The 14,867-nt window shown below is 65.5% G+C and carries 15 protein-coding genes and 1 pseudogene; 12 read left to right on the forward strand and 4 right to left on the reverse strand.

The window, feature by feature from the left end; genetic code table 11:
• Nucleotides 1-506: uracil phosphoribosyltransferase (upp, locus tag A5777_RS20855; protein WP_064864272.1), on the reverse strand; the 506-nt coding region annotated here is incomplete at its 3' end.
• A gap of 104 nt (nucleotides 507-610) precedes the next feature.
• Here upp and A5777_RS20860 point away from each other — a divergent pair.
• From A5777_RS20860 to A5777_RS20870, 3 genes are read left to right on the forward strand one after another with little or no spacing between them, the layout of a single operon-like run.
• Entirely contained in the window at nucleotides 611-934 is a 324-nt protein-coding gene (locus A5777_RS20860) for a type VII secretion target (RefSeq protein WP_005207852.1), read from the forward strand.
• Nucleotides 931-1,878 carry a C40 family peptidase gene (locus tag A5777_RS20865; RefSeq protein WP_005207853.1) on the forward strand — a complete coding sequence of 316 codons (948 nt, stop codon included), beginning with the start codon at nucleotides 931-933 and terminating at the stop codon, nucleotides 1,876-1,878. The genes A5777_RS20860 and A5777_RS20865 overlap by 4 nt, the downstream gene beginning before the upstream one ends.
• A 58-nt stretch (nucleotides 1,879-1,936) precedes the next feature.
• Nucleotides 1,937-3,238 (forward strand): hypothetical protein, encoded by a 1,302-nt coding sequence (locus tag A5777_RS20870; protein WP_064864259.1) that lies wholly within the window; start codon nucleotides 1,937-1,939, stop codon nucleotides 3,236-3,238.
• Nucleotides 3,239-3,268: 30 nt separating this feature from the next.
• Here the strand turns inward: A5777_RS20870 and A5777_RS20875 are convergent, their stop codons facing one another.
• A complete protein-coding gene (locus A5777_RS20875; RefSeq protein ID WP_064864261.1) occupies nucleotides 3,269-4,396 on the reverse strand; it encodes an adenosine deaminase in 1,128 nt (375 codons plus the stop codon).
• A 186-nt stretch (nucleotides 4,397-4,582) separates the two neighbouring features.
• Here A5777_RS20875 and A5777_RS20880 point away from each other — a divergent pair, with 186 nt between their 5' ends.
• Nucleotides 4,583-4,948, forward strand: a complete 366-nt coding sequence (locus A5777_RS20880) for a hypothetical protein (RefSeq protein ID WP_005207856.1) — start codon at nucleotides 4,583-4,585, stop codon at nucleotides 4,946-4,948.
• Between the two features lie 196 nt (nucleotides 4,949-5,144).
• Here A5777_RS20880 and A5777_RS20885 read toward each other — a convergent pair whose 3' ends face one another.
• Nucleotides 5,145-6,446, reverse strand: a complete 1,302-nt coding sequence (locus A5777_RS20885) for a thymidine phosphorylase (protein ID WP_064864263.1) — start codon at nucleotides 6,444-6,446, stop codon at nucleotides 5,145-5,147.
• Nucleotide 6,447: 1 nt separating this feature from the next.
• Nucleotides 6,448-6,849, reverse strand: coding sequence for a cytidine deaminase (locus A5777_RS20890; RefSeq protein WP_005207858.1), 402 nt, complete (start codon nucleotides 6,847-6,849; stop codon nucleotides 6,448-6,450).
• 220 nt (nucleotides 6,850-7,069) lie between these two features.
• On the opposite strand from A5777_RS20890, the gene sdhC reads away from it, so the two are divergent.
• The 8 genes and pseudogenes from sdhC to A5777_RS20930 all read left to right on the forward strand — a co-directional run.
• Entirely contained in the window at nucleotides 7,070-7,477 is a 408-nt protein-coding gene (gene sdhC, locus A5777_RS20895) for a succinate dehydrogenase, cytochrome b556 subunit (RefSeq protein WP_082933781.1), read from the forward strand.
• Nucleotides 7,478-7,489: 12 nt separating this feature from the next.
• Nucleotides 7,490-7,948, forward strand: a complete 459-nt coding sequence (locus tag A5777_RS20900) for a succinate dehydrogenase hydrophobic membrane anchor subunit (RefSeq protein WP_005207860.1) — start codon at nucleotides 7,490-7,492, stop codon at nucleotides 7,946-7,948.
• Between the two features lie 14 nt (nucleotides 7,949-7,962).
• Nucleotides 7,963-9,723, forward strand: coding sequence for a succinate dehydrogenase flavoprotein subunit (gene sdhA / locus A5777_RS20905; RefSeq protein WP_005207861.1), 1,761 nt, complete (start codon nucleotides 7,963-7,965; stop codon nucleotides 9,721-9,723).
• The gene (locus A5777_RS20910; protein WP_064864265.1) at nucleotides 9,723-10,505 is read left to right on the forward strand and encodes a succinate dehydrogenase iron-sulfur subunit; all 783 of its coding nucleotides are present in this window, start codon (nucleotides 9,723-9,725) and stop codon (nucleotides 10,503-10,505) included. The genes sdhA and A5777_RS20910 overlap by 1 nt, the downstream gene beginning before the upstream one ends.
• Nucleotides 10,506-10,688: 183 nt before the next feature.
• The gene (locus A5777_RS20915) at nucleotides 10,689-11,108 is read left to right on the forward strand and encodes a hypothetical protein (protein WP_064864267.1); all 420 of its coding nucleotides are present in this window, start codon (nucleotides 10,689-10,691) and stop codon (nucleotides 11,106-11,108) included.
• A gap of 442 nt (nucleotides 11,109-11,550) precedes the next feature.
• A pseudogene (locus A5777_RS20920) lies at nucleotides 11,551-13,057 on the forward strand (APC family permease).
• Complete coding sequence (locus A5777_RS20925; protein ID WP_064864269.1) at nucleotides 13,047-13,985, forward strand: universal stress protein; 939 nt, start codon at nucleotides 13,047-13,049, stop codon at nucleotides 13,983-13,985. Before A5777_RS20920 ends, A5777_RS20925 begins: the two are co-directional and overlap by 11 nt.
• On the forward strand, nucleotides 13,982-14,867 hold an 886-nt coding region (locus tag A5777_RS20930), incomplete at its 3' end, for a type 1 glutamine amidotransferase (protein WP_231895145.1). The genes A5777_RS20925 and A5777_RS20930, both read left to right, overlap by 4 nt.

The raw sequence follows: 14,867 nt of genomic DNA on the forward strand, positions 1-14,867 counted from the left end.
TCCAGTGCGGCAACACCTTCCGGAGCAGCAACGACGCAGACCGCGGTGATGTCCGTCGCGTTGCGTGCGACGAGGAGTTCGATCGTGTGCAGCATCGATCCGCCGGTGGCGAGCATCGGATCGAGGACGAACACCGGGAACCCGGACAGATCTTCGGGCAGCGATTCGAGGTACGGCACCGGCTGGGCGGTCTCCTCGTCGCGCGCGATACCCACGAATCCGACGTGCGCCTCGGGCACCATCGCGAGCGCCTGCTCGACCATGCCGAGCCCCGCGCGCAGGACCGGAACGAGGAGCGGCGCACATTCGAGTTTCGACCCCGTGTAGGGCTGCAACGGCGTCTCGATCTCGACGACCGCGGATTTCGCAGAACTCAACGCCTCGTACACGAGCATCTGCGTCAGACTCGACAGCGCAGCACGGAATCCCGCGTTACCGGTCGTCTTGTCGCGCAACGTGGTGAGCCGGGCCGCGGCAAGCGGATGTTCGACGATCTGTACCTGCATGCGGATCACTCTAGGGCGCGTCCACCGGCAGTGCGCGCTTGTCCGGCAGCCACGAGAACGCAATTCGATGGAACCGATCGGGGCTTCTCGCCGTCTCAGTTCGCATGACGGACCTCACCTCCCAACGAACCTCACTCGACACCGGCACACTCGACGCCTACGCGGGCACCCAGCGCACCGCAGAGCACCGTGTCGCCGCACACGCTGTTGCCAGCCGTACCGACCTCGCGGCGCTGACACCGACGTTCGGCGTGATCGGAGCCGAGTTCCTCGCGGCACTATCCGCGACGATGCAGGCCCGCGCCGAGCGTCTCGACGCCATTGCCGGCGCTCACGATCGGATCGGCACCACCACGACGACCGCCGCCGTCGCCTACTCCGACGCCGACGCCGCGAACGCCTCCGACATGGGGCTCCGCCTGCCATGATCACTGTCGACATCCTCATCGCGCCCTTACGCATCCTGATCACCGCACTCGGTACCGGGGTGCTGCCCGTCGAGAACCCCGCCACGACGATCCGGTCGGCGAGCACCGACCTCGACGAGGTGCGTCGAACCTCGGCAGCGGCGACGTCGGCGGTGCAGAACGGGTGGCACGGAACCGGGTCACGCGGCGCCGTAGCGGCAGCCGAACGCACTGCCCGCGCCTCGACCGCCGTCGACGACGACGGACGGCAGATTGCCACACTGGTGGAAACCGCAAGTGCTCGAATCGAACTCGCGGCCCGACAGCTGCGCGAGCTGGTCGATTCGTTCGAGCGTGCGGCTATCGCGATGGGTCCCGCGCTGTCGACGTCAGCAGGCCTGGTGGCCATCGTGCCGGTCGCAGTCGACCATGTGCAGCGCGGGCTGTCGATCGTGTCGCGTGCACAGGCCGACCTCGCCGACGACACCAGAGCGATGAGCGAACTCGGCCGCCACGAAGCGCCGGCGCAGGTCGGCTCGCGGCCCGCCGCGAACACAACGTCGCCGACAAGCAAGGGCGTAGCGGTCACTCTCCCCGACGGTTCGGTCGCCTACGCACCGAATGAACGCGCTGCCACCGCGGTCCGTGCAGCACTGAGCCAGCAGGGTGTGCCCTACGTCTGGGGTGGCACCACGCCCGACGGCTTCGATTGCAGTGGATTCACCCAGTGGGCCTACCGCCAGGCGGGCGTCGAACTTCCTCGACTGGCGCAGGAACAGGACACCGCAGGCATGGCGGTCACACAGGATCAGTTGCTGCCCGGCGACCTCGCCGTGTGGGATGGACACGTCGCCATGTACATCGGCAACGATCAGCTTGTGGAGGCCGGCGATCCGGTGGGTGTTTCGCCGTTGCGTACCACCAATGCGGGGCAGGGATTCCAGGGCTTCTTCCGGCCGAAGTGATCCCGGGCGGACGGGGCAGGTATCGAGTTCACAGCGATCATCGCTACGCTGTTGCCTCATGGCCGGAGACATCGTTCCCATCGAACTCGGACTCACCAACGGAAACGGTTTCACCCTGTGGGCGCCACGCTGGCGTGAGGGCGACGACGAGTGGGAGGCATTCCTCGGACTCGACGATGACCTGTACGTATTCCCCGGCGTCGCCGAGCTCGTCGGCTTCGTCCGCACCGACACCGACAACGACCTCGTCGAGCATCCCGCGTGGGACACCGTCAAGCAGCTCTCGGCCGACGAACTGATCCCCGACGACCGCCACACCTACGATCTCGTCGGTGTGCCGGAGCTCGCGGCAGAAGACCCGACGCCCGAGGTGATCGCCGAACTCGAGGACGCGCTCGAGATCGTGCGCATCCTCGGCGAGGTCTGCGAACTGATCACCGTCACCAAGTTCTTCAACGGCAATCCGATCCTCGGCGCGGTGACCACCGGTACCCGCAACTTCGAGGGCCGCGACGGCGTCGACCTGTGGGTCCGCATCGGACGTCTCATCGCCAAGCACTGGGACGACGTCCTCGACTCCATCGATGACGTCATCACGACCCCTGACGTCGACGCTGCGGCCGTCACGGTCGCCGCCGACGAACTCGAAGCCGCCGCGTCGGCCGAGGACGAGGACGAACCCGACGACGACATCGACCTGCTCGACGACGACTCCGACGACTCCGAAGACGCCGAGGCCGCGGCGGTTGTCACAGCCGCGAAAGGCGCAGACGACTCCGAGGAAGACGACCTCGATGACATCGACGACGACGATTTCTGGGCGGGCGTCGGCATCGATCCGATCAAGATCGTCACCGGGACCGGTGAGTACCTCTCGCTGCGCTGCTACCTCGGAGACGATCCCGTGTTCCTCGGTACACGTGGCAAGATCTTCGTGTTCACCTCGCCGCGCACACTCTCGAAGTTCCTCGCCGAGAACAACGACCACGACCTCACCGACGTCTCGACGTTCACCGACGTCCGCACCGAGGCAACCGATGGGGCGCTCGAGTTCGACGTCATCGACGACAACGTGTACGTGCTGCCCGGACTGGCCGAGGACATCCTCGACGGCCCGCGCCGCATCGACCGCAACCAACTCGACCTCGCCGTCGAATTGTTCTCCGACGCAGCCGATTACGCCGACGACGACGCGGTCTCGGAGGCCTTGGCGAGCACGACCCCGCTCGGCTGGTTCGTCGACTACGCGATCAATCCGGACCCGAAGCGATTGGCACCGTCGGCACCGTTCGACAACGAGGCCGAGGCGTGGCGCGCACTCGAGCATGACTTCGAGGACCGCCTCGAGATCAAGCGCTGAGGAGCCACCGCCTGCAGGTCGGTTGCCCGCTCAGCCGATCAGGACGGCGTAGCCGGGCTTGATCACCTCGTCGATGAACGCGAGGCGCTCGTCGAAGTGGATGAACGCCGACTTCATCGCGTTCACGGTGAATCGCTCGAAATCGGCCCAGCCATAACCGAATTGCTGCGCGAGCCGGTAGAACTCCTTGCTCATCGTGGTGTCGCTCATCAGCCGGTTGTCGGTGTTGACGGTGACCCGGAATCGCAGATGCGCAAGCGCGTTGAACGGATGGTCGGCCATCGAGGCGACAGCGCCGGTCTGCACATTCGAGCTCGGGCAGAGTTCGAGCGGAATCCTCTTGTCGCGCACCACATTCGCAATCTCTCCGAGTTCTGCACCCGCAAACGACGACGCCGCGAGGTCGACGCCGTCGGGCAACGTGATGTCGTCGATCACCCGCACCCCGTGGCCGAGTCGGTCGGTTCCGCAGAACGCGATCGCCTCGTGGATGGACGGTAGTCCGAATGCCTCGCCCGCGTGGATGGTGAACGGCGCACTGTTGGCGCGCATGTACTCGAACGCGTCGAGATGCCGGGTCGGCGGATTACCCGCCTCCGCACCGGCGATATCGAATCCGACGACACCCTCGTCGCGATAGCGCACCGCGAGTTCGGCGATCTCGCGCGCACGGGCGGCGTGACGCATCGCGGTCACCAGGCAGCGAACCGTGATCGGTCGCCCACCCGCAGCGGCGACCGCCTCGCCCTCGGCGAACCCGCGCAGCACTGCCTCGACGACCTCGTCGAGCGTCAGTCCTCGCTCGAGGTGCTGCTCGGGCGCATAACGGATCTCGGCGTACACGACGCCATCGGCAGCAAGATCTTCGACGCACTCCCGGGCCACGCGCTCGAGCGCAGATGCCGTCTGCATGACGGCAACGGTGTGCGCAAAGGTCTCCAGGTATCGCTCGAGTGACCCACTGTCCGCGGCCTCCCGGAACCAGCGCGCCAACGAGTCGGCATCGGTGGCGGGGAGGTCGTCGTAGCCGACCTCGGTGGCGAGTTCGAGCACGGTCGACGGTCGGAGCCCGCCGTCGAGATGATCGTGGAGCAAGACTTTCGGTGCGAGCGCGAGGGTGCTCAGGTCGAGGGGTCTGCTGGTCGACGTCGAGAACATGACCCGAACTTACCGACAGCGCCGACCGACGGCATGCCCGGACACGCGCAGTTTCCCGGCGGTCGCGCTCGCCGAGCAATCCCACAGGCCTCGTTGATCCGGTCAGATGAAATCGTGCTCGTATGTTCGGACGAATCCTCGCTTCGAGTGACCCTACGGTGCAGTCGTCCGTCTTGGGGTCGGCGCATGTCTTTCGACCCGCGACGCGCGCCCGGTGCCACACCGCCCGACTACCGTAGCGCCACAACACAGTTCGTGGCACCGGGTGTCTCGCGACAGCCCGGGCCGCCTCCCACAGGACCGGCGCTTCGGCTTCCCTCATCGTTCCGCTCCGTTGTCGGCGCGACGGCGGCATACATTGTGGTGCGCGCTCGCGTCGCCGTCGTGACCGCGGGTCTGGCAAGCGGCGACATCGGGCCATTTGACAACCCGAATGTCCTCAAGGTGGTCATACTGGTCGTGGGAATCGGCGGCTCGCTGTTTTCGATTCTGCCCGGGCTCGTGTTGCTCTGCCGCCGCGGTCCGCGCCCCGGTGGCCAGCCATCGGCGTAGCGTTCATCGCGGCACTGAGTGCACACCCGTGGGGAATCGTCACCGCACTGCTCTGCTTCCTCGCGCCGGTGGCGCAGGTGTACTGGCCCAGTACCTTTCCGCCAGAGGCGGCAGCGGAAACGGCAGGCGATGTCATCGGCCAAGCCGCACCTTGGTTCGCGCCCGGCTCGCCCGGCGAAAGGCCTCAGGCAGACGTCTAACCGATGCGGTCGAGGACGATCGGCCGGATGGCCGACGGCGAATCAGGCAAGATCACGGCCGCCTCATCGAGCCTCGCGCGCGCGGCGTCGAATCGTTCCGGTGTCTGGGTGTGGAGCGTGAACAGCGGCGAGCCTGCGCTGATGCGGTCGCCGGGCTTCGCGTGCATCACAACCCCCGCGCTCGCCTGGACGGCTTCGCCGGGTCGTGACCGTCCGGCGCCGAGCAGCCACGCGGCATCGCCGACGGCCCGCGCGTCGATTCGGTGGACGTATCCGGACGTCTGCGCGGTCACGTCGTCGGTGTGCGGTGCGCGTGGTAGCGGAGCATCCGGATCGCCTCCCTGCGCGGTGATCATGGCGCGCCACGTGTCCATCGCGCTGCCGTCGGCCAGTGCGGCGGCCGGGTCGGCGTCTAAAACGCCTGCGGCGTCGAGCATTTCACGTGCGAGCGCAATCGTCAGTTCGACGACGTCCGACGGTCCTCCGCCGGCCAGCACCTCCAGGGACTCGGCGACCTCGACCGCGTTGCCCGCCGTCAACCCGAGGGGGGAATCCATGTCGGTGAGTAGCGCCGTGGTCCGGACGCCCGCGTCGACGCCGAGCGACACCATGGTCTGCGCCAGTTGTCGCGCGAGCGCCTCGTCGGGCAAGAACGCTCCCGACCCGACCTTGACGTCGAGGACAAGCGCCCCGGTGCCTTCGGCGATCTTCTTGCTCATGATCGAGCTGGCGATCAACGGGACGGACTCGACAGTCCCCGTCACATCACGCAGCGCGTAGAGCTTGCGGTCGGCTGGCGCCAGGTCGGCGCCCGCGGCGCAGATCACCGCTCCGACGTTCTCGAGCTGCGCGTGCATCTCAGCGGTCGTCAGGTCGGCTCGCCAGCCGGGGATCGATTCGAGTTTGTCGAGCGTGCCGCCCGTGTGTCCGAGGCCTCGGCCGGACAGTTGAGGCACAGCGACGCCGAAGGAGGCGACGACCGGAGCCAGCGGCAAGGTGATCTTGTCGCCGACGCCGCCTGTCGAGTGCTTGTCCACGGTCGGCAGCACAGCGCCGCCACGACGTAATCCGGAGAAGTCCATCCGTGTGCCGCTGTCGATCATGGCGCGGGTCCAGTCGTCGATCTCGCGACGCGTCATTCCCCGCAGCACAGTAGCCATGAGCAGCGATGACATCTGCTCGGGCGCGACGTCGCCGCGCGTGTAGGCGTCGACGACCCAGTCGATCTGCGGCGTGGTGAGTTCCGCTCCGTCGCGCTTGGTCGCGATCACCGACGTCGCGTGGATGAGGTCGCTCATGTCACCGCACCGCGTCGAGGTCGTCGGGTCCGAATGCGTCGGGTAACAGTCGCGCCAGCGTCGTCGGTCCGGCTCGATGGTCGACGAGCAGATCACCGCCACCGTGTTCGTAGAGAACCTGTCGACAGCGCCCACACGGCATCAGAATCGACCCGGTGGCGTCGCACACACTGACTGCGAGCAGTCGACCGCCGCCCGACGCGATCAACGACGCGACGAGGCCGACCTCGGCGCAGATACCGAGTCCGTATGAGACATTCTCCACATTGCAACCAACCACGATTCGGTCGTCATCTGTGAGTGCCGACGCCCCGACCGGAAACGAAGAATACGGGGCATATGCGCGCGAAATCATTCCAGTTGCGCTGTCCCGCAATAGATTCCAATCGATATCGGGGGTCAAGACACTCTCCTGCCGGGCGGTCGCTATCGGAGTCGATGTGATGGGAGATACCCAAACAAGCTTGGTAAGGCAAACCTAATTCGTAATGCCTTGTCCCGCAGATCGGTTCGGGCAATTTAACGACTCACTCAGCATAGGTTTAAAGTCTCTTGCATGGGTCCAAGGTGACACCCAGCCGGTGCCACCGCGTCCATCGACGATGTTGGAGGCCAATTCCCCGATGAGTTCCGAGACCGAGGTCGCACCGGAGCCGGTGCGCAAACGTTCGCTGTACCGCGGCGATCCAGGCATGTGGGCCTGGGTGCTGCACCGCATAACCGGCGTGACGATCTTCTTCTTCTTGTTCGTGCATGTGCTCGACACTGCCGTGATTCGTATTGATCCGAACAAGTACTCGGAGATCATCAACACCTATAAGACCCCGATCATCGGTCTCATGGAGATCGCGCTCGTGGCGTGCGTGCTCTATCACGCACTCAACGGCCTGCGCATCATCCTGATCGACTTCTGGTCGAAGGGCCCCAAGTACCAGCGTCAGATGCTGTGGGTGATTCTCGGACTGTTCGTGGTGGTCTTCGGTGCCGCGGCGATCCGACTCCTGCAGATCCTCATCGAGTATTCGTTCTAAGGAGATACGACAATGACCACATCTCCTGCCTCACAGAACGTCGCCAAGTCGCTGGGCACGCAGTACGACCGGCCCGCCAGCCTCGACAATCCGCGCTCGCCGCGTAAGCCGCGGGGCGGCAACTTCGAGAAGTGGGCGTGGCTGTTCATGCGCTTCTCGGGCCTGGCGCTGATCATCCTGACCATCGGCCACATGTTCATCATGCTGGCGTGGGACAACGGCGTGCACCGCATCGACGCCTCGTTCGTCGCGGCCCGCTGGCGTGAACCCTTCTGGCAGATCTGGGACCTCACCATGCTGTGGCTGGCCCAGCTGCACGGCGGAAACGGCGTGCGCACGGTGATCGCCGACTACTCGCGCAAGGACTCGACCCGCTTCTGGCTGAACGTGCTGCTCGGGGTCTCGATGATCCTCGTGCTGGTGTTGGGCACCTACGCGCTGCTCACCTTCGACGTGAACAGCGCCAACTAAGGAGACCACTGAAGATGCAGGAACACCGTTACGACGTCATCATCGTCGGTGCAGGCGGCGCCGGTATGCGCGCAGCGATCGAAGCAGCGCCCCGCGCCCGTACCGCAGTGTTGACCAAGCTCTACCCCACGCGTAGCCACACCGGCGCGGCGCAGGGCGGCATGTGTGCCGCTCTGGCCAACGTCGAAGAGGACAACTGGGAGTGGCACACCTTCGACACGGTCAAGGGCGGCGACTACCTCGCCGATCAGGACGCGGTGGAGATCATGGCCAAGGAGGCCATCGACGCCGTGCTCGACCTCGAGAAGATGGGTCTGCCGTTCAACCGCACGCCCGAGGGCAAGATCGACCAGCGTCGTTTCGGTGGTCACACGCGTGACCACGGCAAGTCGCCGGTGCGTCGCGCCTGCTACGCGGCAGACCGCACCGGCCACATGATCCTGCAGACGCTGTATCAGAACTGCGTCAAGCACGACGTCGAGTTCTTCAACGAGTTCTACGCGCTCGACCTGTGTCTGAGTGAGAACGAGAAGGGTGAGCCTGTCGCAACCGGCATCGTCGCCTACGAGCTCGCGACCGGCGAACTGCACGTCTTCCACGCAAAGTCGATCATTTTCGCAACCGGCGGCTCCGGTCGCATGTACAAGACTACGTCGAATGCGCACACGCTGACCGGCGACGGCGTAGGCATCGTGTTCCGCAAGGGCTTGCCCGTCGAGGACATGGAGTTCCACCAGTTCCATCCGACAGGCCTCGCGGGTCTCGGCATCCTGATCTCCGAAGCCGTTCGCGGTGAGGGCGGCATCCTGCGCAACGCCGACGGCGAGCGATTCATGGAGCGCTACGCCCCGACCATCAAAGACCTCGCACCCCGCGACATCGTCGCGCGCTCGATGGTTCTCGAGGTTCTCGAAGGACGCGGCGCCGGACCGAACAAGGATTACGTCTACATCGACGTCACCCATCTCGGCGAGGACGTGCTGAACGAGAAGCTCCCCGACATCACCGAGTTCGCACGCACGTACCTCGGCGTCGACCCGGTGAAGGAGTGGGTGCCGGTCTACCCGACCTGCCACTACCTGATGGGCGGCATCCCGACCAACATCGAGGGTCAGGTGCTGCGCAGCAACAACAACAACGATGTCGTCCACGGCCTCTACGCCGCAGGCGAGTGCGCGTGCGTGTCGGTGCACGGTGCAAACCGTCTCGGAACCAACTCGCTCCTCGACATCAACGTCTTCGGGCGTCGCGCCGGTATCGCAGCGGCCGACTACGCCAACAGCCACGGGTTCACCGACCTGCCGGAGAAGCCGACCGACATGGTCACCGGCTGGCTCGAGACCATCCTGTCCGAGCACGGGCATGAGCGCGTCGCCGACATCCGGACCGCGCTGCAGCAGACGATGGACGACAACGCGTCGGTGTTCCGCACCGAGGAGACGCTCAAGCAGGCGTTGACCGACGTCCACGCTCTCAAGGAGCGCTACGACCACATCCGCGTGCACGACAAGGGCAAGCGCTTCAACTCCGATCTGCTCGAGGCCATCGAGCTGGGCTTCTTGCTCGAACTCGCCGAGGTCACCGTCGTCGGCGCGCTCAACCGCAAGGAATCGCGCGGCGGGCACGCCCGCGAGGATTACCCCAATCGCGATGACACGAACTTCATGCGCCACACGATTGCCTACAAGAAGGGTGACAAGCTCCTTTCCGACATCGAGCTCGACTGGAAGCCTGTCATCCAGACCCGTTACGAGCCGATGGAGCGTAAGTACTGATGACCGCCACCATTGAGGCGCCGCACACCGACGAGCCGCCGTTGCCAGAAGTCCCCGACGAAGCGACCATGGTCACGCTGAAGATCATGCGTTTCAACCCGGAGGAGCCCGACGCCCAGGGCTGGGAGAGCTTCCGCGTGCCCGCGCTGCCGACCGACCGGCTGCTCAACCTCCTGCTCTACGTTAAGGGCTACCTCGACGGAACGCTGACCTTCCGACGTAGCTGCGCCCACGGCGTGTGCGGCTCCGACGCGATGCGAGTCAACGGCGTCAACCGCCTGGCCTGCAAGATGCTGATGAAGGACTTCCTGCCCAAGGACAAGTCCAAGGACATCACCATCACCATCCAGCCCATCAAGGGTCTTCCGGTGGAGAAGGACCTCGTGGTCAACATGGAGCCCTTCTTCGACGCGTACCGCGCGATCAAGCCGTTCCTGATCACCTCCGGCAACGAGCCGACCCGTGAGCGCATCCAGAGCCAGAAGGACCGCGCACGTTTCGACGACACCACCAAGTGCATCCTCTGTGCGTGCTGCACCACGAGCTGCCCGGTGTTCTGGAACGAGGGCAGCTACTTCGGCCCCGCGGCGATCGTCAACGCGCACCGCTTCATCTTCGACAGCCGCGACGAGGGCGCCGTCGAGCGTATGGACATCCTCAACGATTCCGACGGTGTGTGGCGCTGCCGCACCACCTTCAACTGCACCGACGCATGCCCGCGTGGCATCCAGGTGACCCAGGCGATCCAGGAGGTCAAGCGCGCGCTCATGTTCTCGCGCTGATCTCGGCATCACCGACGCAGACTCTCTCTGCAGCCCCGGCGAACCCCACCATTCACGGATGGTGGGGTTCGCTGTTTTCGGGTTCGCTGTTTTTTCGTCCCCGATGAAACCGATCGGGGTTCGCGTGCGTCCAAGTCCTCAAGGCCACAGCCGTGGACTCGACACGCCGAACGGAGCGAACCCATGACCATCCGATCCATCCTCGTCAGCCTGCTGATCCTCGTGTGCGGAGCGCTACTGAGCACCGCCACGCCCGCCGCGGCGTCGACCCGATTCCCGGTCACCGGCGACGTGGTGACCATTTCTGTCAGCTCCGACCGCGAGTGGAACGAACAGATCGTGTGGTTCGACGCCGACAACAAGGTCCGCCACCAATCCGACGTGCGGCTTCCGACGCACGACGACGCCAACGGTCTCTGGTCGGGATCGCTCACGATTGTGAGCCGGTCCCGCAATCAGAACGTCGACGTCTCCTTCGGCTCGACGGGCCGCTTCGCCCGCTGCGAGATCTGGGTCGGCAAGGTCAAAGTCCGCGACCACACCGCCCGCGGCGCCCACGCCCTCGCGACGTGCGACCGCCCGACGCCGCGTCGAAAAGGCTGAGCCGACGTGCGGCGTCGCCGATCGGGGCGTCGTGAGCTGCGTGGGCGCCGGTCGGCCGCGCCGCTGCGGGTCGGGGGGTTGGCGGCCGGGGTGCGGGTCGCGCGTCGCGGGCCGGGCAGAGAGTAGTGGAAGGGTTCTTTCCCCGTCTTGTCGACGTTTCCCCGCGAAGCTACGCACGGAACAGTACAAAACCCGAGGAAGGATCGTCTCCCCTACTTTCTGCGCGGGGGCCGGAGCGCCGACCAGGGCCGCCAACGCCCGCCCGACCCCCAAACCCCTGAGCGCGCCTAAGATCTTTAGCTTCGTCGAATCGGACAAGAATCGCGTATTCCGAATCAGTCCCACCGATTCGCTGTCGATTTGCTCCGTCACCGCGCACAGACTCTGCGGGAACCATAGTCTTGACGAACAACTGAGCGACGTCATAGGGGGTGATCACGGCATGGCAGAGAAGCTTCACGCCGAGATCCAGTCGGGCGACAAGGGACTGCGGGCCGGGTCGATCGGACTGCTGGGCAACGTGATCATCGGACTGTCGGCAGTGGCGCCCGCCTACAGTCTGGCCGCGACGCTCGGCTACGTGGTCGCGGCGGTGCACAGCAAAGCGCCTGCGATGTTCGTGATCGCGTTCATCCCGATGCTGCTGGTGGCGTTCGCCTACCGGGAGCTCTCGCGCGACACCCCCGACTGCGGAACGACCTTCACCTGGGGCACCAAAGCGTTCGGGCCGTGGATCGGGTGGATCGGTGGATGGGGTCTCGCGGTGTCGGCGATCATCGTGCTCGCCAACGTCGCCGAGATCGCGGCCGTGTACCTGCTCCGCTTTCTGCACCTCGATTCACTCGCCGACAACCTCTGGGCCAAGGTCGCTCTCGGGTGCTTCTTCATCATCGTGATGACGTGGATCAGCATCCGCGGCATCGTCATCAGTGAGCGCATCCAGTCGGTGCTCATGTTCATCCAGTTCGGCATCCTGATCCTGGCGAGCGTCATCGCGCTCGTGAAGGTCGCGACCGACCACGCCGGCCCCCAGGCCGTCACACCTCAGTGGAGTTGGTTGTCGCCGACGGGTCTCGACCAGTCGTCGATCGCCGCGGCGGTGATCCTGTGCATCTTCATCTACTGGGGATGGGACGCGTGCCTGGCAGTGGGTGAGGAAACCAAGGATCCCGAGAAGACACCCGGCCGGGCGGCGGTGATCTGCTGCCTGATCCTCGTTGCCACCTACGTCTTGGTCGCCTACGCCGTCGAATCGTTCGCAGGTTTCGGCACCACCGGCATCGGTCTGAACAACCCCGACAACACCGACGACGTGCTCACCATCCTCGGCGAACCGGTCGCGGGCGCCGTGATGGCGTCGGCGTTGCTGCTCGTCGTCAGCATCTCGGCCCTGTCTTCGACGCAGTCGACCATCCTGCCGACGGCACGCGGCACGCTGTCAATGGCCGTGTACAAGGCGCTCCCCCCAGCGGTTCGCCTACATCCACCCGCGCTACATGACGCCTGCGTTCGGCACGGCCGTGATGGGGGCGTCGGCGCTGATCTTCTACCTCGTGCTGTCGTTCGCGAGTCAGAACACGCTCGCCGACTCGATCGCGTCACTCGGTCTCGCCGTCGCGTTCTACTACGGCATCACCGCGTTCTCGTGTGTCTGGTACTTCCGTCGAACCCTGTTCGACTCCGCCCGAAACTTCTTCATGCGCGGACTCTTCCCACTCTTCGGCGGCATCGCGATGGCCTGGGCATTCATCAAGAGCGCCATCGACATGATCAACCCCGACTACGGTTCGACGTCGATCGGCGGAATCGGTGGCGTGTTCATCCTCGGCGTCGGCATGCTGGTCCTCGGGGTCCCGTTGATGCTCGCCTGCTGCGCCGCCGACAGCGACTTCTTCAAGGGCAAGACCCTCAACGCGAATACCGAAGTGAAGGTCCCCGATGTCTACTGACGACAACTCCGCTGCGAGCCCGAAACGTGTCGCTGTCGGCTATCTCGCCACACAATCGGGGGACGACGGGGTCGCACTCGGCGCGGCCATCGCAACCAAGACGGGCGCGGCGATCGACCTCATCTGCGTGGTCCACCCCGTCCCCTACGACGGCCAACCGGGCATCGATCAGTACATGGAGCGCCTCGAAAACCAAGCGGCGGAATGGCTTGCCGACGGTGCATCACGCATCCCGGAGGGCATCGAGGTGCGCACCGTCGTCACCGTGCACGAGTCGTTCACCGAGGGCCTCATCGAGGTCGCCGAGCAAACCGGAGCGGCGATGATCGTCGTCGGCGGCACGGGCGACGGCATCATCTCGCGTCACGCTCTCGGCACGGTGAGTACCGAGTTGCTGCATTCCTCTCCCCTGCCCGTCGCGCTGGCGCCGCGTGGATACGCGCGTCGCTCCGACGTCGTGATCGACATGATCACCGTCGCCGTGCCGGTCAAGAAGTCGGCCAGCGACCCCCTCCCGTTCGCCATCCGCTTCGCCGAAGCCGCGTCGATCGACGTACGTCTGCTCTCGTTGGTGTCACTGGACCCAACGGTCGACGACACCAGCCTCGCGGTGCGCAAGCAACAGGTCGACGTTGCGCGGAAGCTCCTCGAACACACCCGTGACCAGCTCGACGTCGACCTCGAGGTGGACGTCCTCGTCGCCGATGGCGACACCCTCGACGAAGCGCTCGCCAATCTCCCGTGGGACGCCAACGACATCGTCGCTGTCGGCTCGGGGCACCTGGGCGCCGACAATCGCGTCTTCCTCGGCACGACGGCCGCACGCATTCTGCGCTGGACCACAGCCCCGGTGATCGTCGTACCCAAGGAATCAACCGCAGACACTGAAGCCACGGAACCGACAGCAACCAAGGCGCAGGAGAAGTGACGACGCTGCGACTGCTCGAGATCAGGCACGCCGAGTGCGAATCACTCGGCACGTACGCGGGCGGTCTTCCACACGACGCCGAGGTCACCACGTTGCGAGCCGAGCGCGACACGTTTCCCGACGACCCTGCGTCGTTCGACGCCATCGCAGTGATGGGCGGCGGAATGGGAGCCAACGACGGCCCGACCCATCCGTGGATCGACGACGAGATCGAGTTCCTGCGACGGGCACTGGCCGAGGATGTACCGATCTGGGGAGTCTGCCTCGGATCTCAGTTGCTCGCGAGGGCGGCTGATGCGAAGGTCAGCACGGGACCTGCCCCCGAGATCGGTATCTCGGAGGTCACCTGGACCCCGGACGGCGTCGTCGACCCTGTCTGGAAAGACCTGTCGGACAAGACTTTCGACTGCATGCAGTGGCACTACGACACATTCGAACTACCCGAAGGCGCGACGCTGCTCGCGTCGTCGGACGCCTACCCCAACCAGGCGTTCCGTCTCGGCCCGAGTTACGGCCTGCAGTTCCATCTCGAAGTCGACTCCCCACTCTTCGCCACCTGGCTCGACGACACCGCCTACCGCACCGAACTCGTCGGCGCGCTGGGTCCGGGTGGTCCCGATCAGGTCAGCGCCGACCTCGCCGACGTCGAGTCGACGACCCGCGTGATGGCTGCGGCAGCGATGTCGCGGTGGTTCGACGTCGTCGTCGCGCGACCACGCCGAACGGATGCGGCGCAGCGTCGAGGGAACCGGTGGTGGGGCGCCGACGGCTCGCGCGGCGTTCGAGGAGTATGTGCGCTTCCATCGGGACGAGCCGCTCGCCTTCCGGATGCTGGGTCTCGCCGACGTGTCCGAGGTGCACGGGGATGTCGTCGACCAGGCG

Origin of the sequence: Gordonia sp. 852002-10350_SCH5691597, assembly GCF_001665715.1 — a bacterium.
Lineage (GTDB): Bacteria > Actinomycetota > Actinomycetes > Mycobacteriales > Mycobacteriaceae > Gordonia > Gordonia sputi.

Coding starts and splice junctions, on each gene's coding strand:
- A5777_RS20885 (WP_064864263.1), bottom strand. CDS start 6,446: ATGAGCGACCTCATCCACGCGACGTCGGTGATCGCGACCAAGCGCGAC.
- A5777_RS20860 (WP_005207852.1), top strand. CDS start 611: ATGACGGACCTCACCTCCCAACGAACCTCACTCGACACCGGCACACTC.
- A5777_RS20900 (WP_005207860.1), top strand. CDS start 7,490: ATGACCACATCTCCTGCCTCACAGAACGTCGCCAAGTCGCTGGGCACG.
- sdhA (WP_005207861.1), top strand. CDS start 7,963: ATGCAGGAACACCGTTACGACGTCATCATCGTCGGTGCAGGCGGCGCC.
- sdhC (WP_082933781.1), top strand. CDS start 7,070: ATGAGTTCCGAGACCGAGGTCGCACCGGAGCCGGTGCGCAAACGTTCG.
- A5777_RS20925 (WP_064864269.1), top strand. CDS start 13,047: ATGTCTACTGACGACAACTCCGCTGCGAGCCCGAAACGTGTCGCTGTC.
- A5777_RS20870 (WP_064864259.1), top strand. CDS start 1,937: ATGGCCGGAGACATCGTTCCCATCGAACTCGGACTCACCAACGGAAAC.
- A5777_RS20875 (WP_064864261.1), bottom strand. CDS start 4,396: ATGTTCTCGACGTCGACCAGCAGACCCCTCGACCTGAGCACCCTCGCG.
- A5777_RS20880 (WP_005207856.1), top strand. CDS start 4,583: ATGTCTTTCGACCCGCGACGCGCGCCCGGTGCCACACCGCCCGACTAC.
- A5777_RS20915 (WP_064864267.1), top strand. CDS start 10,689: ATGACCATCCGATCCATCCTCGTCAGCCTGCTGATCCTCGTGTGCGGA.
- A5777_RS20910 (WP_064864265.1), top strand. CDS start 9,723: ATGACCGCCACCATTGAGGCGCCGCACACCGACGAGCCGCCGTTGCCA.
- A5777_RS20865 (WP_005207853.1), top strand. CDS start 931: ATGATCACTGTCGACATCCTCATCGCGCCCTTACGCATCCTGATCACC.